20 protein-coding genes are annotated in these 25,204 nt (G+C 36.6%); 5 read left to right on the forward strand and 15 right to left on the reverse strand.

Annotated elements, in window-relative coordinates; all coding sequences use genetic code 11:
• Window positions 1-48: 48 nt before the first annotated feature.
• The 15 genes from L2586_RS04910 to atpB form a co-directional block, all read right to left on the reverse strand.
• Window positions 49-756 (reverse strand): hypothetical protein, encoded by a 708-nt coding sequence (locus L2586_RS04910; RefSeq protein ID WP_235291675.1) that lies wholly within the window; start codon window positions 754-756, stop codon window positions 49-51.
• A 313-nt stretch (window positions 757-1,069) separates the two neighbouring features.
• Entirely contained in the window at window positions 1,070-3,097 is a 2,028-nt protein-coding gene (locus tag L2586_RS04915) for an ATP-dependent helicase (protein ID WP_235291676.1), read from the reverse strand.
• Window positions 3,098-3,396: 299 nt separating this feature from the next.
• Window positions 3,397-5,604: a clostripain-related cysteine peptidase gene (locus L2586_RS04920; protein WP_235291677.1), complete on the reverse strand. Its 2,208-nt coding sequence runs from the start codon at window positions 5,602-5,604 to the stop codon at window positions 3,397-3,399.
• 220 nt (window positions 5,605-5,824) lie between these two features.
• A complete protein-coding gene (locus L2586_RS04925) occupies window positions 5,825-6,334 on the reverse strand; it encodes a MepB family protein (RefSeq protein WP_235291678.1) in 510 nt (169 codons plus the stop codon).
• A gap of 119 nt (window positions 6,335-6,453) precedes the next feature.
• Window positions 6,454-7,371 carry a hypothetical protein gene (locus tag L2586_RS04930; RefSeq protein ID WP_235291679.1) on the reverse strand — a complete coding sequence of 306 codons (918 nt, stop codon included), beginning with the start codon at window positions 7,369-7,371 and terminating at the stop codon, window positions 6,454-6,456.
• Window positions 7,372-7,475: 104 nt separating this feature from the next.
• The gene (locus tag L2586_RS04935) at window positions 7,476-8,249 is read right to left on the reverse strand and encodes a class I SAM-dependent methyltransferase (protein ID WP_235291680.1); all 774 of its coding nucleotides are present in this window, start codon (window positions 8,247-8,249) and stop codon (window positions 7,476-7,478) included.
• Between the two features lie 10 nt (window positions 8,250-8,259).
• Window positions 8,260-10,548, reverse strand: a complete 2,289-nt coding sequence (locus tag L2586_RS04940) for a beta-N-acetylhexosaminidase (protein WP_235291681.1) — start codon at window positions 10,546-10,548, stop codon at window positions 8,260-8,262.
• Between the two features lie 45 nt (window positions 10,549-10,593).
• Entirely contained in the window at window positions 10,594-12,888 is a 2,295-nt protein-coding gene (locus L2586_RS04945) for a beta-N-acetylhexosaminidase (protein ID WP_235291682.1), read from the reverse strand.
• A 159-nt stretch (window positions 12,889-13,047) separates the two neighbouring features.
• Complete coding sequence (locus L2586_RS04950; RefSeq protein ID WP_235291683.1) at window positions 13,048-14,535, reverse strand: sulfatase; 1,488 nt, start codon at window positions 14,533-14,535, stop codon at window positions 13,048-13,050.
• 276 nt (window positions 14,536-14,811) lie between these two features.
• Window positions 14,812-15,714 (reverse strand): ATP synthase F1 subunit gamma, encoded by a 903-nt coding sequence (gene atpG / locus L2586_RS04955; protein ID WP_235291684.1) that lies wholly within the window; start codon window positions 15,712-15,714, stop codon window positions 14,812-14,814.
• Window positions 15,715-15,844: 130 nt separating this feature from the next.
• Complete coding sequence (atpA, locus tag L2586_RS04960) at window positions 15,845-17,428, reverse strand: F0F1 ATP synthase subunit alpha (protein ID WP_235291685.1); 1,584 nt, start codon at window positions 17,426-17,428, stop codon at window positions 15,845-15,847.
• A 21-nt stretch (window positions 17,429-17,449) separates the two neighbouring features.
• The gene (gene atpH, locus L2586_RS04965; RefSeq protein ID WP_235291686.1) at window positions 17,450-18,010 is read right to left on the reverse strand and encodes an ATP synthase F1 subunit delta; all 561 of its coding nucleotides are present in this window, start codon (window positions 18,008-18,010) and stop codon (window positions 17,450-17,452) included.
• Window positions 18,011-18,523 carry a F0F1 ATP synthase subunit B gene (gene atpF / locus L2586_RS04970; RefSeq protein ID WP_235291687.1) on the reverse strand — a complete coding sequence of 171 codons (513 nt, stop codon included), beginning with the start codon at window positions 18,521-18,523 and terminating at the stop codon, window positions 18,011-18,013.
• A gap of 121 nt (window positions 18,524-18,644) precedes the next feature.
• Entirely contained in the window at window positions 18,645-18,848 is a 204-nt protein-coding gene (gene atpE / locus L2586_RS04975) for an ATP synthase F0 subunit C (RefSeq protein WP_235291688.1), read from the reverse strand.
• Between the two features lie 22 nt (window positions 18,849-18,870).
• On the reverse strand, window positions 18,871-20,169 hold the full coding sequence (atpB, locus tag L2586_RS04980) for a F0F1 ATP synthase subunit A (RefSeq protein ID WP_235291689.1): 1,299 nt from the start codon (window positions 20,167-20,169) through the stop codon (window positions 18,871-18,873).
• 377 nt (window positions 20,170-20,546) lie between these two features.
• Here atpB and L2586_RS04985 point away from each other — a divergent pair, with 377 nt between their 5' ends.
• The 5 genes from L2586_RS04985 to L2586_RS05005 all read left to right on the forward strand — a co-directional run bounded on the left by L2586_RS04985 (window position 20,547) and on the right by L2586_RS05005 (window position 25,129).
• Window positions 20,547-21,248 (forward strand): hypothetical protein, encoded by a 702-nt coding sequence (locus L2586_RS04985; RefSeq protein ID WP_235291690.1) that lies wholly within the window; start codon window positions 20,547-20,549, stop codon window positions 21,246-21,248.
• Entirely contained in the window at window positions 21,245-21,940 is a 696-nt protein-coding gene (locus L2586_RS04990) for a hypothetical protein (protein WP_235291691.1), read from the forward strand. Before L2586_RS04985 ends, L2586_RS04990 begins: the two co-directional genes overlap by 4 nt.
• Before the next feature lie 292 nt (window positions 21,941-22,232).
• A complete protein-coding gene (locus L2586_RS04995) occupies window positions 22,233-23,147 on the forward strand; it encodes a beta-propeller domain-containing protein (protein WP_235291692.1) in 915 nt (304 codons plus the stop codon).
• Between the two features lie 265 nt (window positions 23,148-23,412).
• Window positions 23,413-24,453 (forward strand): sensor histidine kinase, encoded by a 1,041-nt coding sequence (locus tag L2586_RS05000; protein WP_235291693.1) that lies wholly within the window; start codon window positions 23,413-23,415, stop codon window positions 24,451-24,453.
• A complete protein-coding gene (locus L2586_RS05005; protein WP_235291694.1) occupies window positions 24,440-25,129 on the forward strand; it encodes a LytR/AlgR family response regulator transcription factor in 690 nt (229 codons plus the stop codon). The genes L2586_RS05000 and L2586_RS05005 overlap by 14 nt, the downstream gene beginning before the upstream one ends.
• Window positions 25,130-25,204: the final 75 nt, after the last annotated feature.

A 25,204-nucleotide genomic window follows, 5' to 3' on the forward strand; every position in this document is an offset into this window, starting at 1 on the left:
CTTGAAAAATTGTTGTCATCGCCGTGAAGCGCTAACATCACAAGCTGATTATATAGTATGCAAATTATATCCTACTCGAAACCTGATCTTAAACGGATTGTAAAAATCTAGTTTACTGCCATTATTTTCAATAGCCTCATCTAAAAATTTCATATGGACTGCACGGAAATCGAGATGAAAACTTCTCCTACCTTTTTGTAAACCAGTACTTATAAATAATTCATTCGCGAATGGCTCTAAAGTTACTCTACTAAATCTATGCTGAAGAAGAAAGCCTGAATTGTACATAGACTTAAAGAGTGAAAGACTGAATGTATTGTTAATTCCGACGTAATAATTCCAGTCTCCATGATTAAGAATGTTTCTCTTTATACCTAAATTCGGCTGGAGGCTGGTATTAAAATACCATCTATTCCACCATCCTTTTAGTTGTTGATTTCCAGGAAAAAAGTAAGTATAATCAATTATACGACCAGCATCATTGAATATGATCGAAGTTCCCATACCGATAGTCAGAAAGAATTTCCTTTTGAGCCTAAAATCTGCGGAAAATTGATAATAATATTCATTTAACAAAGAAATTCTTTCACTCTTAAGCCGTTCAATGATAACGGGATTGTACCTTATAAATATTCTTTTGTCAGGCTTTGTAATTGATATCCCAGCATTAAAATTTAAAGCCCTCTTCTGTCCTTGCGCTAAAATGGCTAAAGAACAAAAAAGTAATAGAAACGAGAAACTTAATTTGGTTTTCAATTGATCTTAAATTAAATACTAGAGCGAGAACATTTAAAAGCACTATAAATATAAACCTCGGAAATCTAGAAATATTGTTTTATGAGAGTATCTAATTTATGGCCAAAGACTATAAATTTAAGTCGCAAGGGATGAATTTGTTCTTGAACTAAATTTGTTCTTCGGGAAATTGATGTCATCGATGTGAAGCGCTAACAGCAGAAAGCTGTCCTTCTGAAAATTGTTGTCATCGCCGTGAAGCGCTAACATCACAAGCCTTGCTCCAAAACCAAACTGATAGGATGACTAGAGGTCATGCTATCAAATGTTTTTTCTAAGAAAAGTCCATTCCGAAATCAAAGTCGAAGTCGTTCGCAATCGGAGCATCGACACTCTCTCCTTTTTCTTGACTGTAGAAGACCTGATCAGTTAACTCTTCAGGGAATTCGTTCAGAAAGTAAGTTGGTACAGCACTTCCATCTTCAGTAACATGATCTTCTGCATATATAGAACTCGTCCTTCGGGTGATGAATAACTCATCTTTAGCTCGGGTGAGCGCCACATACAATACTCTTCGATCTTCCTCTACCTTCTCAATGTCTCCTAGTGACCAAGCCGATGGATACACTTTCGGAGAAACATTCAACACAAAACAAGTGCTTGCTTCCAGACCTTTCGCGGAGTGGACAGTGGAAATGATAACCGCATCCTCTTCCTTATTCTCCTGAATTTCAGACTTCTTCAGCGTAGGAGAATTATTGATTTTCGTAGAATTATCTAATAAGCATTCCGTAATAAACTCACTAAGATTAGAGTAATTTCTGGCTAAAAGCGTCAAAATTGGAAAATCAGGTTTCCGTTTTTTATCCCAGTCTTGAACATATTTCATTGCTAATCGTGCTTGCATCGTTCCGTAAGCTGCTTCGACCGCTTTATCTATTTTGTCCATATTCGAAGCAATGCCTTTCAGGGTTTCTATCATTTCAAATGGGCCTTTACTCCCTTCTTCTAACCACTGAATACACTCTTCTATATCTTCCTTATTAATTAACTCCTGAATGTACTTCGCTGCCGAAATTTCTCCGATCCCTTCCCAGAACGTAAGAAAACGGACCCATGCAATTTCATCCAAGTTATTATTTACTACTCGGAAAGCTGAAAAAACATCTTTTAAGTGAGCTGCTTCCATAAAACTACGGCCTCCATAGGTTTCGAAAGGAATTTTCTTCTCTATAAAAATGGCTTGCAACGAACGTGTATAATTCTGAGATCTAGAGAGAATAAGGTGATCATTGTACTCCTTGTCCTTTTCTGTAAAATTCTCAATGATCTTAGCAGCGATGAAGTATCCTTCTTCCCATTCATTCGGAACATTAATTATTTTTGGTTTAATACCACTGCCTCGTACCGCTGATAATCGTTTTTCATAATTCAAGGTAGACTTGTCCAATAACCAGTTCGAAACATCGAGTATCTCAGACGTAGATCTATAATTCTCCTCCAGCCTGAAGACCTCAGCATCCTTCACATTCTTCTTGAAATTATGAATATTTTTGAAATCTGCACCTCTGAAAGCATAGATGGATTGGGCGTCATCACCTACGCAGAACAAGTGGCAAATTTGCTGAAATGGTCTGATTAATTCCCACTGAAGTGGATTCGTATCTTGCATCTCATCGATCAACAAATGTTCGTACTTCTTTCCAATAATTTGCCTTGCTTTCGGGTCTTTATTGAGTCGATTCGCCACGACCTGGATCATGTCATCATAATCTAGATACTTCCTTTCTCGCTTTTTCATCTCGTACTTACGGAGAATCGATTCGACCAGTGGTTTTACTTCTGCTAATCTTTCTTCTAATTCATTCTCAGGTACGTCATCGAATAACTTGACGGTTAAGGTGTCTGTTAGGTTCCGCTTAGTATTCCTTGCGAAAGAGTACAGATCTACCAGTTTCCTTGGCTTTAATCTTAGTTTTTTAAAGGCTTCTTTTTGATTTCCGCACACCATTTTCATAATGGAGACTTGATCATCTTCATCTATAATGGTAAATTTTGCGGTACCGAAAACATTAGGAAAGTTATAAAGTAGCTGATTACACCAAGAATGGAAGGTAGAACCGGTCGGATTCTTACCTGATTGCTCTCCCATGGAAGCTTTCACCCTGGATACGATCTCACTTGCAGCTCTTTTGGTGAAGGTCAATATTTGAATTTTACTTGGATCAACTCCTTTGCTAATGAGATATACCGCTCTTGCGATTATGGTACGCGTCTTCCCTGTCCCTGCTCCAGCTAGAACCAGCAAATGTTTGCCTTCGAATTGTGCGGCCTTGAGTTGATTTGTGTTTAATTCTGACATTGAAATCTAAAAATACAGAGATTTTATAAGAATAATAGTCGAGCTCTAGTTAAAAGAAATTAAACCAGAATTTAGAAGTATTGTTCTTAACCTTCTAATATCATTTAGAGGCAAAGTAAAAGTGAAAATATAAATGAGTGAGTTTTTTCTATGCGAAGAATAAGGTTTTCTAATCAATACCACTATAACATTGACCTAAAAAAAACACTCCAGCAACTTAATGCTGGAGTGCTTCTATTATACCATATAAGCTTAATAATGGTATTCATAAACACATTACTTGCTATCTTGAAATACGCTTAATGCTGAATCACAATTCCTTGACCCAATATGCCTTTACCTGATATAATTTGTACTCGATAATAGCCATTTGTGAAATCAGAAGTATTAATTACAGCTCTATCTGAATTTGATACTCTTGTAAATACAAGTCTTCCTGCTTGATCAAAAATTCTAATTTTATAACTTTCATTCGCAGAAACTTCAATATTCTCTATTGTAATCTGCTGATTCGCTGGGTTAGGGAACATTGCGATGTTATGATCAGCAAATGTTTCTTCCACAGAAGTACTTGTTACAGTAAATACCTTGTCATCAAAAATGATGGTATCGTTCTGTGAATGATCCATTAAGATGTAACCTAGTTTATAATTCCCTTCGAATAACTCATCGTATTCTAACATTAGGTCGTCATTACCATTTTCAATTGTAAAAACAGCACCATCGTCTACCACAAAGAATTCTTCGTCTGTTACTTCGTTAAAGCTTTCATAAAGCAACTGAACAACATCACCAGGGACAAGCTCTAAACGCTCTTTAGGAACAATTCTTACTGAATCTCCATATACTTCTGGTACAATACTCTCTAATGTGATATTAAAATCTTCATCGTAACTATATGAGATGATAATGTCTCTCTCATTCTCTGTATCAGGGTGTAATATTGCTGGAATATGAACTCTTGTATGATATTGGAAATTACCATCTTCATCTTCTACTTCATAATCTTGAATATCAGAAATGTAAGCTGGGTATCCATTAATTCCTAACCAAGCTCCGTCCCATTTGTAAGCATAAGTTTCTGTTCCGTCATCATTAGAAACGATTGTATCAGGGAATGTAGCACCTAAGAAAATGTATTCATTAGGAAAGCCTTCGAATTCTTCTATCAGTACGATCTGAACTTGTTCTAAATCGTCATCATGAGCGATTCTAATGGCGCTAATAGAATCCCCAGTGAAATTTCTCGTTGCAGACTCCCCTTTTTTGCCTGAAAATGTAAAGTCAGGATCTGTCATTCCTGAAGGAGGAGTAATATCAGAACTCGCTAGTGGGATATAAGTATTCACAATAAAATCACTTAATGTTGAATCTACCCCGATAGGAATGTAGACACTATCTATTAGGTAATAAGTTTCTCCTTCATCTATAAGCACATTATGAGGTAAGTACATAGATATACCTGTCGCTAATGGTCTAGTGCTATCTTTCTTATTGTATACAACTGTGCTGTCTAAAGCTACCAAAACAGAATCAATTTCTGCGCTCAAGCTCGGGTCGACTTTTTTCAACATTTTCATCATATCTCCGATATCTACCATGTCTTCAGAATACTCTGGGTTCTTAATAGACTTCGAATACTCTTCCGCTTTCCCACGTGCTTTCTGTAGAGATCTTACTTTGTCTTCATCTTTGATCTTGTTAAAAAGCGTGGTAATCTTAGATTCTAGGTTAGAAATATGTGCTAGATTCATCACTCCTAAAGTCACATTAGAAGTTTCTTGATCTTCAGATTGGGCTTTGTAGCTATCTACGATGATGGTTCCAAGTTTGTCTCCTGTTAGTGCTTCTCCAGATTCCATTGCATTCACTATCGGTGTGTAATTCCAACCGTGACCAGGCTCCGTTTCTTCTGACCCTACGAAGTAATTAGCAAAATCTTTCAAGCTTGTCTGCACTTCTAATGTTGCCATAAGACAAGCATCAAATCCTAGTAATTCAAAAAGGTTACCATCCTTAATAAATTCTGAATCGCCTATTGCTTTCTTGATCGTCTGTACTTTTAAGCTTTTGCCAGATACTTCATCATTTCCGTAACCTCTGATGTCTCCTCCATGATTCCAAAAATCCATCATAAACTGATGAGCTGGGTAGTTCTCCGTCGCCCAATTAATGAATTCCGTGATATTATTAGGATCCGCCATGTCTGTATTAGAAGGAACGAAATCTAACTGAATTTGCTCTCCTGCTACAACCAAAAAGGTCTTCGGTTCTTGCCAGCCTTCTTTCATCGAACCACCTCTTAATACAATCACGTTCACATAATCAGTAAAATCAGCATCCATCATTTCTTGGATATCTGTAGATCCTGCATCAGATCCTGATTCAAGGTCTGAACCCACTAAATAAACTAGTAGCGTCCAGTCTAAGGTATCTTGTGCGGTGATCTTAGCCGTCATTCCACACAAAAACATCAATGTTAATAGTGTAAAAATTAATTTTTTCATAATTGTTATAATCTGTTTAAAATAAGTGTTGTTTTAAAAAAAATTGATTTTCCATGGTTTTGAGCCGCGAAGTTATTATTAATAAGCATCAAAGTAAATAGCAATGGGGTAGACAAGAAGGTGGACAATGATAATATGCCACGCTGAAAATTAAATAGGTGCCTATTTTAGGGATTCTTAAAGGAAAAAATACCGTGAAAAAAAAATTATAATTCTGAAATTATTCTTGAAATAACCTTTTTACGATTTTCAGATCTTGATGAATATCAAATTCAATAAAATAATGTATTTGCCATGCTTGCGTTTTCACAGCTTGTTTGCTTTGAGGGTCATCCCAGGATGGATATACCCTAAATCCTCTTTTTCCTTGCCTTTGATTCGTGGTTAAAATTTTATTTTGGATGAGTGCAGCCTTGGGAAATATAAACTGACCAATTCTTTTGTCATTAATAACACTGATAAGAATGAAATCTATCTCATCCGTATCACAATAAGGTTCTGTTTCCCCACTTACTCCTCGTTTCCAAAGGGTTACAAACTGACCAACTTTCTTCGGAGTAATCTTGGCCTTTCTATGCACCATATTCTGGTCGTTCATTCTGAACTGGCAAGCATGATACGCTTTACTTTCCTTTTCTATTTCTATATCAGAAATTTGAAAACCACAGGGAGCATATACCATTTCACTTATCCAATTCAACTCCCTATTCAATTTTTCAGATTTCTTCATGAACTGTTAAAATAGGAAATAGAATCGAAGGAGGAAACTTATAATTCTCAAAGTTAATTCGGAGGCTTGCTTATAGGGCTGCTGATGAGAGAAAACCTAACCCTATAACTTATGATCTTTTATTCCACCTTTTTCTGAGCTAAGAATTTTTCTTCTAAAGATAAAAGATGGTTCTCTAAGCTTTCAAGTTTCTCTTTTAAAGCGCTATTTTCTTCTTGTAAGATTTTTATGGCTTTAACATTTTCTTCGTCATCTTTTGTTTTTCCATTTACATTATTATCTAACTGCGTTAAACCACCTGGTGTTTTGCCATAAAAATGACCATCGAAATAGAATATCGTTCCATTGTCTTCAGCCGCACCATTAGTGTGACCAAGCTTAAGGGTTCCATTGATATATACATTATTACTTTTTACTTCCATAGCGCTGTATATTGCATTTCCGATATTAATACCCCATGAACTTGTAGTCTGATTATAAAAGGTAAAGGCTGCTGGAACACCATCTACACTATATCCATAAAATGGTTTAGAATTTAATCCTCCTTCAACATCGATATACATTCCTCCAAATGTATTGACCTTTGATGACTTAATCGTAAAGTCTGTATACTGGTTAAGCTGTGTATTCGTATTCAACATGGTCCCACCATAAAGAACAGAACCTCCGTTAACCCTAAGTGCTGTATTTGCTACTAAGTTATTCAGAACATGCGTAGTATCTGGACTTACTTTCAATTGATCACCTTCAACATATAATCCCCAAAAGTTTTCTATTCCATTATAATAATGCCAAACCTTTCCTACATTTCCAACTGCATATCCGTAAAATGGAATCGCAGCACTCGTACCTAGTGAATTAATATACATCCCCCCATATCCTTCTTTAGGTTGTGTCAATGTAAAACTTGCAGCTCCAATCTGAGGACCTGAATGATTTAAAAAAAGCTGGTCTTGGTTATTAAACTTACTAAGTCTTAATTGAGCATAAGTAACTGTCTGAAGGAATAGTAATAATGAAATGAATATGAATCTCATAATTGAAAAATATTTAAAAAATGATTAAATCCTATTCCTTAGTCGAATCTAAATCAATGAGGTTAACAAGCTTGAAAACTAAATTAATATCTTTCTATGTAAGATCAGTATTTTTCAAAAACCAAACTTTCCACTTCCCAAACCACTCGATTTCTTCTTAAGTCTAGCATTTCTTCAATATTAAAATTTCTTCGATGGATGATCTTAAGTCCGCGATCTTCTATTTTTGAAATGATCTTATCGATCGGATACCAAGTTTTCCATCCTTCCGAGCCAAGGTAATTAAATGGTGAGATGATCATGATTCTGCCTTGTGGCTTTAGGACTCTTAGTTTTTCTTCTAGCAACTTGTTGGGATCAGCGACTCGGTCCCATAGAAAACACGAGAAACAAAAATCTACTGATTGATCAGGAAGTGGTGTCATACAGGCATCACTTAATGCGAATTCAATATTCGATAAATTTTGGTTAGGAATTTCCATGTCTGCCATTCCATTCTGTAGTGCTTGAATCGCCGAATTTCCCAGTTTCTTATTTCTAAAAACTTGAGCTGCCATTTTTAACATTTGGTAGCTATAGTCGAAACCAAAGCACCTGAAATCCGGGTTATTTCGAGCGATGTTTCCCAACAAATAACCACTCCCGCATCCGAGTTCGACAATATTTTGATCATTTCCTGTAGGTAAATATTTGGAAACTTCTTCTAGCAGGACCTTTCCATAATTACCCTCATAGAAATTACGACAACTCCTTAACACATTGGGGTTATAGATCTCGTAGTTATCGGCTTTAATTTCCGCTTCCGTTTTCGGATAATAAAGCGGAATATCCTTTCGATAACCAAGAGGCGGTGGAAGTTTTAATGAAGAGTTAGACATAATTAAAATTTTATTCTACCATAATTTCATCAATAAATATAAAAGCTCCTCCGCCTTTAGGTGGGCTTCCGATATTCTGAATCATCACTTTGACATATCTAGTATTCTGACGTTCGAATGATATCTCAAAGTCCTCTATCGTAGGAAATCCATTTTCCTTAAATGGTCGCTTAAGTTCTCCGGCCTTCTTATAAATACTTCCATCCTCAGATAAAGAAACAATCATATTGATCGGATAGAATATCCCTGCTGCTTGAGTTTCCATAGCACCTATTCTAACGGCTGAAATTTCTGTTTTTTCTTCTAGGTCAATGATTATTTCTACTTCATCATCAAGCCAAGCTAGCCATTGGCCATCATGGAAATTTTTACTTCCTCTGATAATATTCCCCAATGTTAAGTCTCCTATTCCTGCATAACTTTTATTGTACTTAGGCTTATAAGACATCTTCTTGCCAAATGCTTTATGGAAGATTAAATTTTTATATAGGGTATCGCCCAATGCCACATTATCTTTAAATACTGCGGTCTTAATCAAGGTTGTTTCTTTCAGCGAAATCGGTGATGTGTATTTTAATGAACTAGCGTTCAATGGTTCATCATTAAAGGAATATCTAATTTCTGAACTTGGTATTTCATTTTTTAATGTCACCAATAGTTCTTTGCTAGTCGTGTCATATTTGCTACTGGCAGTAACCGCAAATACACTTTTCGAATAATTAATTCCCATATGGTCTAACCGTTCGAATAGAGGGTCAATTTTCTTAGAAAAATTATCCCAACTTTTCTTATCCTTCGGTGTCCATACCATTTCAGATAAGGCAGCAATTCTTGGAAAAATCATGTATTCAGATATCTGCTCATCCACAATAAACTCAGACCACAAATTGGCCTGGGCCCCTAAAACGTGTTTCTTCTGCTCAGCAGACATCGAATCTACCATAGGCTCGAAGGAATATACTCGGCTTAAAGGAACATATCCTCCGAAAGCTAATGGTTCGTAATCTGGCTCTCCTTGGTATTGATTAAAATACAAGTAATCACCGGGCGTCATCACCACATCATGTCCTTGCTCCGATGCCTCCCATCCACCTTTCGTGCCTCGCCAGCTCATAACAGTTGCTCCGGGAGCTAATCCGCCTTCTAATATCTCATCCCATCCAATTAAAATCCTGCCTTTAGAACTTAGAAACCGCTCCATTCTTTTGATGAAATAACTCTGTAATTCAGCCGTATCATCTAAACCTTCTATAGCCATTCTTTTCTGGCAATCTTTACATTTTTCCCAATTCGTTTTTGTAGCCTCATCTCCACCTACATGGATATACTTCGATGGAAAAAGCTCCATCACTTCATTCAGCACATCTTCTAGAAATTGAAATGTACTTTCTTTTCCAGGGCAATAAATATCTGTAATTGGCCACAACCCTCCTGATGGAACTCCAACTGGTATTTCTTGGCAAGAAAATTCTGGATAAGCGGCGATTGCGCTGGTCACATGGGCTGGCATTTCTATTTCAGGCATCACTGTTATACCTCGTTCTGATGCATACTGGACAATTTCCTTAATATCTTCTTGGGTATAGAATCCTCCATAAGTCCCTTTCTCACTTGGCTCATTAACCAATCGCGCATCCCAAGGTTTATCTTCTTGATCTACCCTAAATGCACCGATTTCAGTTAGTTTAGGATACTTCTTAATTTCTATTCTCCATCCTTGGTCATCTATCAAATGCAAGTGGAGCGTATTCAACTTGAAGTAGGTCATCCGATCGATGGTTTTCAGAACGTATTCTTTCTCGAAAAAATGTCTGGAAACATCCAACATAAAACCTCTCCAAGGATATTGGGGTTCATCTTTTATGGTCAGTGTCGGAAGAATAAGTTCTTTACTTTCTATGGGTAAGAGCTGCCTGATCGTCTGAATAGCATAAATAAATCCGCTAGGCTTACTAGCTTTAATACTCATCATTTCAGGAGTAATTTCCAATTCATACCCTTCATCTGCAATATCTTTCTCTATTTCAAATCGGACAAAATTATGCTTAGTAGTATCATTGGTAACTTGGTCATCACTTAATCCATTAAAGCTAGAAAGGAGTAACAAAGCTGCTTGTTTCTCAATTTCGTCGCTCGTTATAATCTTAGTATTAGAAACTAATTGGAAACTGCCATTTCTAATGGTCATTTCAGCAGGTTCTGGAATTACTGTAATTTCTTGTGGTAGTTCCGTCTTATTATCACATGCCCACAATGTAATGATCAAGAGAAGTAAGCTTAATTTTAGAACTGCATTCATTTGATAAGTTTATAGATTTTTATCTGGACTTTATAAGACCGTTAGTTATTCCACAGTGATTTCATCTAAGAATATCCAAGCTCCTCCTCCTTTTGGTGGGCTACCCAGATTTGTGATTTTGACCTTTATAAACTGAGCATTTTGTTTTTCGAAACTAATCTTGAAATGCTCTAGTGTAGAGAGCACATTATTCTTAAAAGGGCGCGATATTTCACCAACTTTATCAAATTGGCCTCCATCAGAAGAAAGAAAAACTTCAAACTTTATTGGAAAATATATGCCGGAGCCTTGATTTTCCATCGAACCGATACTTACTGAAGTCATTTCCGTACTTTCTACCATATCCATGATGATTTCTACTTCAGGAGACAGCCAAGCTAGCCATTGTTTATCGTGGAAATTTTTACTTCCACGGATGACATTAACCAGCGTTTTATTTCCAGTTCCAGAGTAGCTTTTGTGGTACCTAGGATTGTAACTTAGATTCTTGCCAAATGCTTTATGAAAATTAAATTCTTTTTCAAGAGTTCTCCCAACAGGTTTACCATTTTCGAAAACAGCCGCTTGAATAGTTGCTGACTCATTAATTAGAAAAGGCGCTGTATATTTAGTAGCCTCGGCATTCAATTCATCGTCGTTAAGTGCATACCTAATTTCGGAATTTGGGATTTCATTTTTCAGAGAAATGGTTAGCTCGTTTTTAGCTGTATCCAATTGACTATTAGAAGTCACGGCATATACACTTTTCGAATAATTAACATCCATCTTATCAAGTCGCTGGAAAAGAGGATTGATTTTTTTAGAAAAATTTGTCCAGTCGGTCTTATTCTTTGGAGACCATAACACTTCCGCTAAAGCAGGTAATCGAGGGAAAATCATATACTCAGAGATATCCTCGTCTGTAATATATTCTGACCACAAATTGGCCTGAGCGCCTAGTACATGGTTTTTCTGCTCAGCAGACATAGAGTCTACGATTGGGTCAAAATGATAAACTTTGCTCATCGTTGTATATCCTCCGAATGCAAGTGGTTCATGATCCGCTTCCCCTTGGTACATATTAAAATACATGTGAGATTCAGGAGTCATAACCACGTCGTGTCCTTGTTCAGAAGCTTCCCAGCCGCCTTTAGTTCCTCGCCAGCTCATTACTGTTGCGCCAGGTGCCAATCCTCCTTCGAGAATTTCGTCCCATCCGATAAGAATACGTCCTTTAGAGTTCAGGAATTTTTCTATTCTTTTAACGAAATAACTTTGCAGTTCTTCCGTATTATCCAGTCCTTCTTGCTTCATTCTATTCTGACAATCATCGCAAGTCTCCCAGTTAGTTTTAGTCGCTTCATCACCTCCAATGTGAATATATTTAGAAGGGAACAAATCCATTACTTCAACTAATACATCTTCTAAAAATTCAAAAGTGCCTTCCTTTCCTGCGCAGTAAATATCTGTTATAGGCCAAAGTCCGCCAGAAGGAACTGCAACTGGTGTTTCGAGGCATGAAAATTCTGGATACGAAGCAATAGCGCTGGTTACGTGAGCTGGCATTTCGATTTCTGGAATAACTGTTATTCCGTATTTCGAAGCATGTGCTACTATTTCCTTGATGTCTTCTTGCGTATAAAAACCGCCAAATGTTCCTTTTTCATTCGGGTCATTTTTAGGTCTTGCTTGCCAATGTTTATCTTCTTGATTTACTCTGAATGCACCAACTTCCGTAAGTTTCGGATATTTCTTTATTTCAATTCTCCATCCTTGGTCATCTATTAAGTGCAGATGTAAAGTGTTAAGCTTAAAGTAAGACATTCGCTCTATTGTTTTCAGGATATATTCTTTTTCGAAGAAATGTCTAGAGACATCGAGCATTAATCCTCTCCATTGAAAACGAGGTTGATCTTTAATGGTCAATGTAGGAAGGAAGTGGTTACCTCCAGATATAGGTATTAATTGACTGATGGTCTGAATTCCGTGAACAAAACCGTTGTGGTCATTTGCTTTAATGGTTATGGCGTCTGGAGTGATTTCCAGTTCATAACCTTCGGCTAAAATTTTATCATTTGTTTCAAACAGAAGGTAATTTGATTCGGGAATCTCACTTGAGAATTGGTTATCATTAAGATTGTCAATACTTGCGATCAAGAGATTTGCCGCTTGTTTCTGCATATCATTGTTGGCAACAATTTTAGTTTTAGAATCAAATTTGAAACTGCCATCACCGATGGTCATTTCTGCCGGTTCAGGAATAATAGAAATTTCTTGGAGCGTATCTCGGTTGCTTTCTTCCTCACAAGCATAAAAGGAAAAGAGGGAGATGACAGCAATAACTTTTATAATGACATTCATATATTTCGTTTTCATGTAATAGTTCGTAAATATATGTTTTATCCATTAAATCACGATTGATCTGTCAGCACCTTCTCGATCTGACAGCGCTTCTAGCGATGTTAGATCTCTTCCTAGAAACATTGATGTCATCGCGGGAAGCGATAACATTAGGAAAGTTTACTTATACAATCCTGTATTTCCTTGCTCTAAAACTGGCATGAGTTGAGCAACTAAATCCGGGTTTTCTTCAGCTATATTATTCGTTTCATTCGGATCTACTTCATGATCATACAATTCAATCTGTGGACTTGCCTCCCTAAAATATTTAGTTAATCGATATCGATCCGTCCGAAGCGTGATCCCATTCCTATAATATCCGTACGATCGATCCTTCCAACTTTCCCCACTACCATCTAACAATGAAACTAGACTTTCACCATCCGTTTCATGAGGCATTTTTAAGCCGCATAGCTCAACCAATGTTGGGTAGAAATCCACAGTGCTCACTATTTTCTCTACTGACTTAGCCTTGCTTTCTCCTGGAGCCTTAATAATAAACGCACTATTTAATGAACGTTCAAAAATCGTATGTTTTCCCCAAGAAGCATAATCTCCTAGATTCCAACCATGATCACCCCAGAGGACAACAATAGTATTATCATATAATTCTAATCGCTTTAATTCCGCCATTAACTTACCAATCTGGGCATCTACATAACTGATACTCGCAAAATAACCGTGCCTTAACTTCCTCGCATAATCATCGCTTACTTTCTTTTCGAAACTTGCTTTCTCTTCCCCTAATTGATAACTATTGAACTCGCCACTATTATTAAGACTAGCTTTATTTACATTCGTAGGGATCGTATCAAATGGTGCCAATGGCAGAGATGATTCATCATATAAATCCCAATACTTTTGTGGCGCATTAAAAGGTAAGTGCGGTTTAAAGAAACCTACGCCCATGAAGAATGGTTGATCTTGTCCAGCAACTTCTTTAAGCTTCTTCAGTGCCAAATTCGCAGTTAAGCCATCAGGATATCCATCATCCGCTACGTCTCCGTTTTCATAGGGTTTCACTTGACGTTTCATACTTTGCCTATTCTCCCCATTTGAATAAGCAAAAAAGGCATTCCACCCAGTCCCCCATTTGCCTGCATCGAATGCAAGATCACTCCAACTCTCAGGAAGCTCTCTTTGCTCACTTACAGGTTCTTCATAACCATACACATATCCATCAGCAGAATGACTAATCTTTCCTATTCCTACTGTATGATAGCCATTGTTCTTCAAGTGATGTATAAAAGTCTCCGGAAGTTGTCTTGTGGTATCATTCGATATAAACTGTACCGCAGCATTATTTCCCAAATGCTTCCTTGTCGTCGGCAACATTCCTGTCAACATTGCATACCGTGATGCTCCACAGGTTGGAATCTGGACAAAATGTTTGGTAAAAACAGTACTTTCTTTTGCGAGTTGATCGATGTTAGGAGAGTGTATATAATCTTTACCATAACAGCCAAGTTCTGGACGAAGGTCGTCGATACTGATGAATAGGACGTTAGGTTTTTGCGGGTTATGCTCTTCCTGCTTATTGTTTCCACATGAGGACAACAGGATCGGTAATAAAAGAAGTAGTAGTTTTACGTTGGTCTTGAAATTCATTTGAGCAAGATATAAAAAGGCGTTGAAAATTGAATGCTTTATAAATGAAGATCTAAGACTTTAATACAAGAACTTAGTTTTCGAAAATATAAAATGCTAATTTCCTTTAAAGAACTATTTGGGTTTGGAAGTGCGGCAAAAAAAAACCCAAAGGCTTACACCTTTGGGTCTTGGTAATAGTTGTTCGTATTGTAAAGTTGATTATTCTCGATCTAATTTGATACTAGAATTTTATTTTCAACTTGTGAGCTTTTAGCATATTGCTCAAAGCTGTTTTTATCCTTCTAATGCAGCTGCTCCACCAACGATCTCTGAAAGTTCTTTCGTAATCGCTTCTTGTCTCGCTTTGTTGTAAGATATTTTCAGATCTTTAACCAACTCTTCTGCATTTTCAGTTGCATTATCCATTGCTGTCATCCTCGCTCCATGTTCTGAAGCTGCTGTGTCCAACATGAACTTATGCATGCTTGTTCTTAATATTGTAGGAACCAATTCTTCTAATAATTCTTCTTTACTAGGCTCGAAGATGTAGTCAGCTTTCAACTCTTTACTACTATTATCTTCATGAATTGGTTCAATCTTTTCTACTGGTAAAAATTGAACTTGTTCTGCAAACTGTAAAGCTGCATTTTTAAATCTACTATAAGTTACATAGACCTTATCTAGTTCAGCAGTTTCAAATTTCTCGATTACTTCTGAAGCTAAAACAGCAACATTTTCAAAATCAAGGTCAGTAAATAGATTCAGATATTCTTTATTTAATTCAATATCCGTATATCTCTTTCTGAAATAGTCGTATCCTTTTTTACCTACAAAGATTAGACTTAAATTCCCAGCTGCTTTTACATCACTTAACTCTCCTTCGATTAACTTAATCGTTTCTTTGATGATGTTCGTATTAAAAGCACCTGCAAGACCTCTATTAGAAGTAATGACAACAACAGCAGCTTTTTCAACTGGTCTTTCTACTCCTAATTTAGTAGAAGCATCATCGCCAAGATTAGAAATAACATTCTTTAAAATAAGATCTAATCTATCAGAATACGGTCTAAGATCAGTAATTGCTTGTTGTGCACGTCTCAACTTAGCAGCAGATACCATCTTCATAGCACTAGTAATCTGCTGTGTGTTCTTTATAGATTGAATACGATCTCTTACTTCCTTTAACTGACCACTCATTTTTTAATAGTTTATGGTTCAAAGTTTATAGTTTAATGGTCTTAAGTCCAAAATGAAAGTTAAATTCAAGAATGCAACAACCATGAAAAAGTCCTGCAATCTTTAAACTTTCAACTATAAGCTTTACACTTTATTTGTATTGTGCAGCAATATCAGCAGCAATTCTTTCTGTTGTTGCAATAGCTTCATCAGATAATTTTCCTGCTTTGAAATCCGCTAATGCTTCTGCTCCATCTCTTTCCATCGCTGCTAAAAATGTAGCTTCGAACTCTCTAATCTTCTCTACAGGTACAGCTCTCATTAATCCTTTCGTTCCTAAGTAGATTATTGCAACTTGCTTTTCTACTGGTACTGGAGAGTATTGAGGTTGCTTAAGCATTTCCACATTTCTCTTACCTTTCTCGATAACTACCATCGTAGCAGCATCTAGATCAGAACCGAATTTCGCAAATGCTTCTAATTCTCTATATTGAGCCTGGTCCAACTTAAGTGTACCAGATACTTTCTTCATTGATTTAATCTGTGCATTTCCACCTACTCTTGAAACCGAGATACCTACGTTAATCGCTGGTCTTACACCTGCGTTAAATAAGTTCGACTCTAAGAAAATCTGACCATCAGTAATCGAAATTACGTTAGTTGGAATATATGCAGAAACGTCACCCGCCTGTGTTTCGATAATCGGAAGTGCTGTTAATGAACCACCACCTTTTACGATACCTGCTTCTTTTAATGACTCAGGAAGATCATTCATTCCTTGAGCAATCTCATCATTAGCGATAACCTTTGCAGCTCTCTCTAATAATCTTGAGTGAAGGTAGAATACATCACCAGGGTAAGCCTCACGTCCTGGAGGTCTTCTTAATAAAAGCGATACCTCTCTATAAGCAACTGCCTGCTTAGATAAATCATCAAAAATGATCAATGCAGGTCTTCCTGTATCTCTGTAAAATTCTCCAATAGTTGCTCCTGTAAATGGTGCATAAAACTGAAGTGGTGCAGGATCTGCAGCTGAAGCAGAAACGATTACTGTATAAGCCATTGCTCCATTATCTTCTAATACTTTAGCAACTTGTGCTACAGTAGAAGCTTTCTGACCTGATGCGACATATACACAGAAAACAGGTTCGCCTCTATCGTAGAATTCTTTTTGGTTAAGAATCGTATCAATAGCGATCGCTGTTTTACCAGTCTGTCTATCACCAATGATTAACTCTCTCTGTCCTCTTCCGATCGGAATCATGGAATCAATCGCCTTGATACCTGTCTGAAGTGGTTCAGTTACTGGTTGTCTGTAAATTACACCCGGAGCTTTTCTCTCTAATGGCATAGCATACTTCTTTCCACCGATAGGACCTTTTCCGTCTATTGGCTCACCAAGTGCATTTACCACTCTACCTACAAATTCTTCTCCTACATCAATAGAAGCAATTTTTCCAGTTCTCTTCACATTCGAACCTTCTTTAATCCCTTCACTACTTCCTAAAAGTACTACCCCTACATTGTCCTCCTCTAGGTTCAATACGATAGCTTGTACACCGTTGTCAAATTCAACAAGCTCTCCAGCTTGTGCTTTTAACAATCCATATACTCTTGCAATACCGTCACCTACTTGAAGTACTGTTCCTACTTCTTCTAATTCCGTTTGCGTTTTGAATCCTGAAAGTTGTTGCTTTAGGATTGCGGATATCTCATCGGGCTTTACATCAACCATTTGAATACTTTTTTTATATTATTAAAATGCTTTCACATATTTATTTTCAGAAAAATCTTTTTTTAGCTCATTCAACTTTCGTTGTACAGATGCATCATATAATTTATCACCTATCTTAATAACAAGACCTCCGATTATAGAAGGATCTACATTCGTAGAAAACTCGATGCTTTCATCTGTAATGTCACTTGCAATCAATTTAGTTCTAATTGCTTCAAGTGCCTGCTCTGTAAGAGGTGTGGCCGTTGTAATATGGACTTTAGAAATCCCTTTAAGCCTGTTATATTGATCTATAAATGCAGTAGCTATTTCCGGCAAATAAGCTTCTCTACCTTTCCTAAGAATGATATCAAAAAAAGACATCGTCAACTTATCAAAGTTTCCTTTAAATATCTGATCGAAAATTGCTTGTTTTTTGCTTAGAGAAACAATCGGGCTTTTTGTTAATAATAACAATTCCCTATTTTCCATCGCTTGCTTGAACGATTGAATATCTCCTAAAACTTGCTCTACATTATTTTGCTCCTTTGCTAAGTCTAATAATGACTTTGCATATCTGGAGGCTACTTTAATTACAGACATTTAGTTTAATTTAATCTCGTCTACTAACTGATTAACATATCCTACTTGTGCATTATCACCTTGAAGTTCTTTTTTCAATACTTTCTCAGCAATTTCTAATGCCATTGCTCCTACTTTATTCTTCACTTCTACGATAGCTGCATTTTTTTGATTGTCAATTTCCACCTTAGCGTTTTCAATCATTTTCTTAGCCTCTTCTCTCGCTTTATCTTTTGCCTCATTAACTATTTCTGCTTTCGTATCAGTAGCTTCTTTTAACATTTTAGCACGCTCTGTTCTAGCTTCAGCTAACAGACGCTCATTTTCAGCATTAAGATTCTGCATCTCAGCTCTTGCTTTAGCAGCTTCATCTAAAGCGCTTTGAATATCACCTTCTCTTTTTCTTAAAGCTTCTGCGATAGGTTTGAATGCAAATTTACCAATCAATACCCAGAACAAAATAAAGATTAATGTCGTCCAAAAAATTAGACCTAAGTCTGGTTTGATTACTGAAAAGTCAACTAAATAAAACATTATATATAAAATTTAATTTTTGTCAATTTGTTAATTAGGCCACTAAAACATTGACCTAAAAAAGAACGGTCTGTAAGCAACCCTTACAGGATCCGTTCCTTAATTTTTGATTGGGTTTTTCTTATCCGAAAAACGCAAGAATAATCGCGATCAACGCAGCACCCTCGATTAAGGCAGCCATTAAGATCATGTTAGATCTAATGTCACCTACAGCTTCAGGTTGTCTTGCGATTGCTTCCATTGCTTTAGATCCGATATTTCCAATACCGATTCCAGCTCCGATTACTGCCAATCCAGCTCCTATTGCAGCTAATGTTCCAGTCATAATAAACTATTTATATATTAAATTAATGGTGATGCTCTTCCACCGCCGCTCCGATATACGAAGTGGTTAGAATTGCAAACACAAAAGCTTGTATAAACGCTACTAATAATTCTATTGCCATCATAAACATGGTCAAAACTGTTGACCCAACTGCTCCTCCATATGCACCCACAGGACTTGTTCCTACGTTTCCAAATATGAAAATCAAACTTACAAATATGATAACAACGATGTGCCCTGCAGTGATATTCGCGAACAATCGCAATGTCAATGTAATAGGCTTTATAAACATACCCAAAAACTCTACGGGTGTTAATATTGTCTTAACCCAAGCTGGCACACCTGGCATCCAGAATATATGCTGCCAATAATCTTTCTTTCCACTTAAGTTAGTAACTAAGAATGCAAGTACTGCAAGAACTAATGTTACCGAAAGTGATCCTGTTACATTCGCACCTCCGAAAAATGGAATCTGACCGAATAGATTTAAGGATAGAATAAAAAAGAAAAGAGACATAATGAATGGTAAGTAACGATCCGACTTGTCTCCCAAGAATGGCTCCAAAACCTCTTCTCTCATAAATAAGAAAATCGGCTCAATAAAACCTTGAAGACCCTTAGGTGCTTTACCTTCTCTCGTTTTGTATGCTTTAGCTACTTTTAAGAAAACCCATAACATAAACAAGAAAACGATGATCATTGCTGTTACGTTCTTCGTTATAGAGAAGTCATGAAAAGAGGTGATTCCTCCTCCGAACATTCCAGCATCTAAAGTTGATTCCGCATCTGTTCTATATTCATTTCCATTGTAACAAACGTAAGTTACTTCTTTATCTTTTCCTTTATCTGTTGTTTCGTGCTTGTGCTTCAGGCCATCAAGTCTTACGGTTCCGTCAGGAAAAGAAGGATCTGTAATCCTTTTGATAGAACCTCCGTCAAGGATGTATCTATTATGAGCATTATACCCAGTTCCATGTCCTAAAGTTTCGAAATCAAACTTACTAGAAAGGAAAAAGTCCAAACCTCCATCTTTAGACCATAAGATAGCAGGAAGTGGCAATTGCAATGGACCAATGCTATATACATTCGCATCCGCAATGTGGTGAAAAGCAATTTGCTGTGCGCTGAAATTCTCAGGAGTTACTTCATGATGAAAAGTACAAACATCATGATGACCACCAGCGTGACCATTATCGTCATGAGTTTCTTCTTCATGTGTCCCATGATCATGTCCTTCATGATCAGCATGATCATGATCCTGACCGAACGAGAGTGTCGCAGCGAGCAGTAAAACTAATGTAAACAAACGTTTTATTTCCATTCCTGATAAGGTTCTGTAAAATCGCTGCAAAGGTAACTTTTCTATTTTGATTTTATTAAGCCTTTGAGAACTTTTTTTAATCTTTTGAAAATGAATGAATAAGAAGCTGAAAATGAAGTGTTTTGGTTTATTAAGGGTGCTTAATAAAATTTGGATTGCGTAATTTATTTAAATTATTAATTGGCAAGTTTCGCTAATAGCAATTTTTTATTTTTCACTAAATATTAATTTTACATAACTTACGATTGAGTATAGTAATGACTAAAGGCGACCAAAAAAGATAATTTTCTAAAAATCAACTTATTTCATCAACACAATCAAATTCTTAAGGATCAATTTAGTCCAATTTTCATATCTTGTTAAGAAATTCAGTAATCATGAAAATACTACAAACTTCTCTTGCTTTCATCATTCTATTCTTTATTTCTACAAGCCTGAAAGCGCAGATTCCATCAGGCGTTTACTTTTCAGAAAACGAAAACGAGACGCACGAGTTAAAAATAAACGACAACTATATTATTCATACTGTTTATGAATCTTCTCCTGCAAAATTCATCATGACGGCGGGTGGTTTTTATACTTTGAAAGATGGTATTATACATGTGGATTTAGAATTTGATTCTGATTTCGCAAAGGACAGTTTGACTGAATTAGATATTCCATATTCTATGAACAATGGTAAACTATTACTGAAAGCTTCATCTGAATTAGAGTTTGAGAAAAGCGAATCTCTTAGTCAAGAACTTGATGGTGAATGGCTTTTTGCAACACGTGGACCAGATACAGGACAAGAACGAAGAGGTGAAGAAAGCGCTAGAAAAACGCTGAAATTTTTAAAAGATGGCAGATTTCAATGGATTGCATACCACACTGAAACAATGAAGTTTTCAGGAAGTGGTGGCGGTACCTTTTCCTCTAAAAATGGTGTGTACGTGGAGAACATTGAGTTTTTTTCTAAGGACAATTCAAGAGTAGGAGCAGAGTTGAAATTCGATTATGAGATCAAAGGAAAAGACTGGCACCATACAGGATTGAATAGTAAGGGGCAGGAAATGTATGAGATCTGGGGGAAAAGGTGAAGTGGGTCCTAAATATTATAATACTCTGGACGCTAATTTCATGCGACTCGACGGTGGGTGATGTACGAAAAGCACTTTCTGAAGATAAGCAACCTCTTGAAATAGATTACACCAAAGATAGTCTTGCTTTTTCAGAAGCTCATCAATCAGGTTATCTAAATAACTACCAAGATTTTCTTGATTCATTTCCAACTGGCCCATATTCAGAAGAAGCTAGATTTTGGATCGGAACCATTGAAAAATCAGATTCTTTGAAACAGGTGTATGTCAATTCTAAAATCAAGATTCCGTCACGAAATTTGATGATCATAGAGGTTACCAATTCAATGGATTCTTGGAAGATCAGAGATCAAATGATTCCTAATAATGATGCTCCTGAAATTATTAAAGAATTCTTATTAAACCCTTCAAAGAAAGAAATCTATTCTAAGACTCCAAACGTTGCCATTATTTCCATTAATTTTTCTCAAACTCAATCGGAACTTGCGCATGATTACTTTATTGCTGTAAGAAAGCTTTATGAAAGTATTTACAATGATTATAGCAATTATCATTTTGGTGTTAACTATTCTCCACTCCTCCCTCATGACCGAAAAAAACTAGTCCATGAAAAGCAACCCTTCCATGTTGTTCTCAACGGGATCACTCTTCCGCCTAAACCAAAGTCACCTCCACGACCTGTTATCAATTAAGCACAGATTCTAGTTGTAAGAATGGAGCACGGTAAGAAGATCTCAACATCGTTTTAAAATATCTACCGTTTTTTTAGATCAATTTCTACTTGCTGAGGTTCCAAATTATATTGATGGTATACTACTCATTGATGCTTATATTAATATCATCATCGTTGTTAATCTACTTTTTTCCATTGATGTCATCGCGGAAAGCGATAACATCAGGTGAAAGTATTAACAGCTGGTGAGTTTTCGAAAGTCCGTATAATATCTTACTTTGATCACTTCTATTTCTTATAATCCAAAATTGATGAAAAACATGACTTTCCGATTAATATCCTTTCTCTTTCTGCTTCCCTTTTTAACATTTGCGCAAGACTCCGCAGAAATCAAACATTCTCTTTTCATAGCTGGGCATGATTTCACTGGAATTATCGGAGAAGAAGGTGAAGTAATTTGGCAGGCTGAAAAGGCACATGCCCGAGATGGATATGTGCTTAAAAATGGAAACATCTTAATCTGTTATGCTAATGAAGTCATAGAGTATAATAAAAAGAACAAGATCGTTTTCAACTATGAACGTGCAGAAAAGAGTATGGAACTGGGCACGGCGGTGAGGCTAAAAAATGGCAACACTTTAATCACTGAATCTGGGAAGAATCCAAGACTTTTAGAAGTTAGTAAAAAAGGAGAAATCGTCAAAAATGTTCCACTTCAGCCCGAAACCGATAATACTCATATGCAGACCCGAATGGCACGTAAGCTTAAGAACGGCAACTATCTTGTTCCCCACTTACTTGCATTCAAGGTTAAAGAATACACCCCTGATGGTAACGTCGTCGATATTTTTGAAACGGATATGGATGACCTTGGTGGAAGGGAAGCAGAAAACTGGCCATTCACGGCTATTCGACTCAAAAATGGAAACACATTGACCACTTTAACACATGGGAATAAGGTTGTAGAAATGGATTCAGAAGGAAAAGTAGTCTGGGAAGTTAACAATGAAAATGTGGAAGGTTCGCCTTTTGCTGATCCATGCGGTGCGCAACGTTTACCGAATGGCAATACCGTTATTGCAAGCTATGGCGCGAAAAAAGGGATTCGACTTTTTGAAATTGATCGAGAGAAAAATATCGTATGGACCATGTCTAATTACAATGTGCATCATTTTCAAATATTGACAACGAATGGAAAAAGGGTCAAAGGAGTACCGATGAAATAGAGATTTGTAATGCTAAAGAAATCATCTAATTGATAACATCACTTAAAGTGCTATCATAAAGACCTAGAAGTTGGATCAGTATGCCGAGCAGGGTAATGGGCGTATGCAAGGCCTGCTGAGCCTAATTCAATTCAATGAACCAATGTTGTAACGTAAAATTGGAAAAAGTCCAGCCATCAAAAGAACACACTTTGCAGAACAAATCCGTCATTTCGCAGATAAAAGTTTAATTATCAAGCAATTAATCTGATCTTCACCATAGATTATGAGAAAATCAGCGATTACAACAATTCATATTGGGTACTGGGTTGCATATCTTTTACTATGGTTGCTTGTGATCGGAGGTATTAGTCAATCTGATGACTTCACTCAAGAGGATACTAAATTTTATGCTGGAGTCATCGTAGGAATCGCCATAATACCTGGTATCTATTCATTCTACACTTTCTATTTTTTCTTATTTCCTAGATATCTAAGCAAGAAAAAAATTACGGAATCTATTATTGTAGCCATCGTTATTGCCCTATCTGCATGGCTAATTTCTGTTGTTACGCTTCGTTTTTCAGCAAACATGGCCTTGAGTTGCCACGCTGAATCTAATTATTTTTCAATCCTCATCGCCGCTTTTATCGCCCTAGTTAATGGTGTAATCGCACTTATTATCAGAGGATTTATAACTTGGTACCAAGAAATCAAAATCAAGGAAGAGCTTCAGCAAAAGAATCATGAAATGGAACTGGCGCTTTTGAAATCCAAATTAGACCCTCACTTTTTGTTCAATACCTTGAATAACATTGACATTATGATGCTCAAAGATCCTAAAGAAGCATCTGGATATCTGAATGGACTTTCAGATATTATGAGGTTTATGCTTTTCGAAACAAAGTCAGAATTGATACCGTTAGAGCGCGAAATTGAGTATATAAATAAATACATTGACCTACAAAAAATAAGAACTTCTAATGATCAATATGTAACTTTCGAAGTAATCGGTGACCCAACAGGAAGAATGATTGCACCTATGGTTTTCATACCATTTATCGAAAATGCATTCAAACATACCAACAATAAAAAAATAAAAAATGCCATCGATATTCGCATAGAAATAGATAAAAGTCAGATAAAATTACTTTGTGAAAACAAAGTTGATCCAAGCCGAATAACAAGCGTCGAAAGCAATGGACTAGGAAATGAATTGATTTCAAAACGCTTAAAATTGATCTATCCAAACATGCATAGCCTGGCTGTTAACCATCATGATCATCACTATAATATATCACTAACACTAGATCATGAGCCGGCATAGTTGTATCATAATAGAAGATGAACCACTGGCCTTAGAGCGAACGAAAAACTTCGTCGAGAAGGTTCCAACTTTAGAACTGCTCGGATGTTTTGAAGATGCCATTTCAGGGCTAAATTTCCTAACCGGTAATCAAGTTGATATTCTATTTCTAGACATCAATATGGATGAACTAACGGGAATAGAATTGCTGGAAAGTTATCAAGTGAGTAGTGAGATTATTATCACAACTGCCTACCAACAATATGCGCTCAAGGGTTACGAGCTTAATGTTACAGACTACCTTCTAAAACCATTTACATTTCCACGATTTCTCCAAGCGGTCCATAAGGCTCAAGGTAATCTGAAGCTCAAATCAAGTCAAAGCGAATCGGATTTTATCTTTATTAAGACGGAGCACAAATTGGTTAAGATTCTTTTCGATGAAATTCTCTACATCGAGGGTATGCGGGACTATCGTCGAATATTTGTTGGAGATAAAAGCATCATGACACTTGAAAAATTCACGGATTTAGAAGTTATTATCCCCAATGATAAGGTGTGTCGTGTCCATAAATCATACATGGTTTCTTTAAGCAAAATTGACCATATAGAGCGTAACCGGATCCGGATCGGCACTAAAATCATTCCCATTTCTACAACATACAAATCCTCCTTTTTTAAGCTGATTAAAAATTAGTTTGCAGAACGAAACACTTGTTTTGCAGAAGCTTTAGTCTGAATTGCCTAATTGGGATATTCTTTCCCTTAATGA

This window comes from Portibacter lacus (genome assembly GCF_021533215.1).
Lineage (GTDB): Bacteria > Bacteroidota > Bacteroidia > Chitinophagales > Saprospiraceae > Portibacter > Portibacter lacus.

Coding starts and splice junctions, on each gene's coding strand:
- L2586_RS04915 (WP_235291676.1), bottom strand. CDS start 3,097: ATGTCAGAATTAAACACAAATCAACTCAAGGCCGCACAATTCGAAGGC.
- L2586_RS04920 (WP_235291677.1), bottom strand. CDS start 5,604: ATGAAAAAATTAATTTTTACACTATTAACATTGATGTTTTTGTGTGGA.
- L2586_RS04925 (WP_235291678.1), bottom strand. CDS start 6,334: ATGAAGAAATCTGAAAAATTGAATAGGGAGTTGAATTGGATAAGTGAA.
- L2586_RS04930 (WP_235291679.1), bottom strand. CDS start 7,371: ATGAGATTCATATTCATTTCATTATTACTATTCCTTCAGACAGTTACT.
- L2586_RS04935 (WP_235291680.1), bottom strand. CDS start 8,249: ATGTCTAACTCTTCATTAAAACTTCCACCGCCTCTTGGTTATCGAAAG.
- L2586_RS04940 (WP_235291681.1), bottom strand. CDS start 10,548: ATGAATGCAGTTCTAAAATTAAGCTTACTTCTCTTGATCATTACATTG.
- L2586_RS04945 (WP_235291682.1), bottom strand. CDS start 12,888: ATGAATGTCATTATAAAAGTTATTGCTGTCATCTCCCTCTTTTCCTTT.
- L2586_RS04950 (WP_235291683.1), bottom strand. CDS start 14,535: ATGAATTTCAAGACCAACGTAAAACTACTACTTCTTTTATTACCGATC.
- atpG (WP_235291684.1), bottom strand. CDS start 15,714: ATGAGTGGTCAGTTAAAGGAAGTAAGAGATCGTATTCAATCTATAAAG.
- atpA (WP_235291685.1), bottom strand. CDS start 17,428: ATGGTTGATGTAAAGCCCGATGAGATATCCGCAATCCTAAAGCAACAA.
- atpH (WP_235291686.1), bottom strand. CDS start 18,010: ATGTCTGTAATTAAAGTAGCCTCCAGATATGCAAAGTCATTATTAGAC.
- atpF (WP_235291687.1), bottom strand. CDS start 18,523: ATGTTTTATTTAGTTGACTTTTCAGTAATCAAACCAGACTTAGGTCTA.
- atpE (WP_235291688.1), bottom strand. CDS start 18,848: ATGACTGGAACATTAGCTGCAATAGGAGCTGGATTGGCAGTAATCGGA.
- atpB (WP_235291689.1), bottom strand. CDS start 20,169: ATGGAAATAAAACGTTTGTTTACATTAGTTTTACTGCTCGCTGCGACA.
- L2586_RS04985 (WP_235291690.1), top strand. CDS start 20,547: ATGAAAATACTACAAACTTCTCTTGCTTTCATCATTCTATTCTTTATT.
- L2586_RS04995 (WP_235291692.1), top strand. CDS start 22,233: ATGAAAAACATGACTTTCCGATTAATATCCTTTCTCTTTCTGCTTCCC.
- L2586_RS05000 (WP_235291693.1), top strand. CDS start 23,413: ATGAGAAAATCAGCGATTACAACAATTCATATTGGGTACTGGGTTGCA.
- L2586_RS05005 (WP_235291694.1), top strand. CDS start 24,440: ATGAGCCGGCATAGTTGTATCATAATAGAAGATGAACCACTGGCCTTA.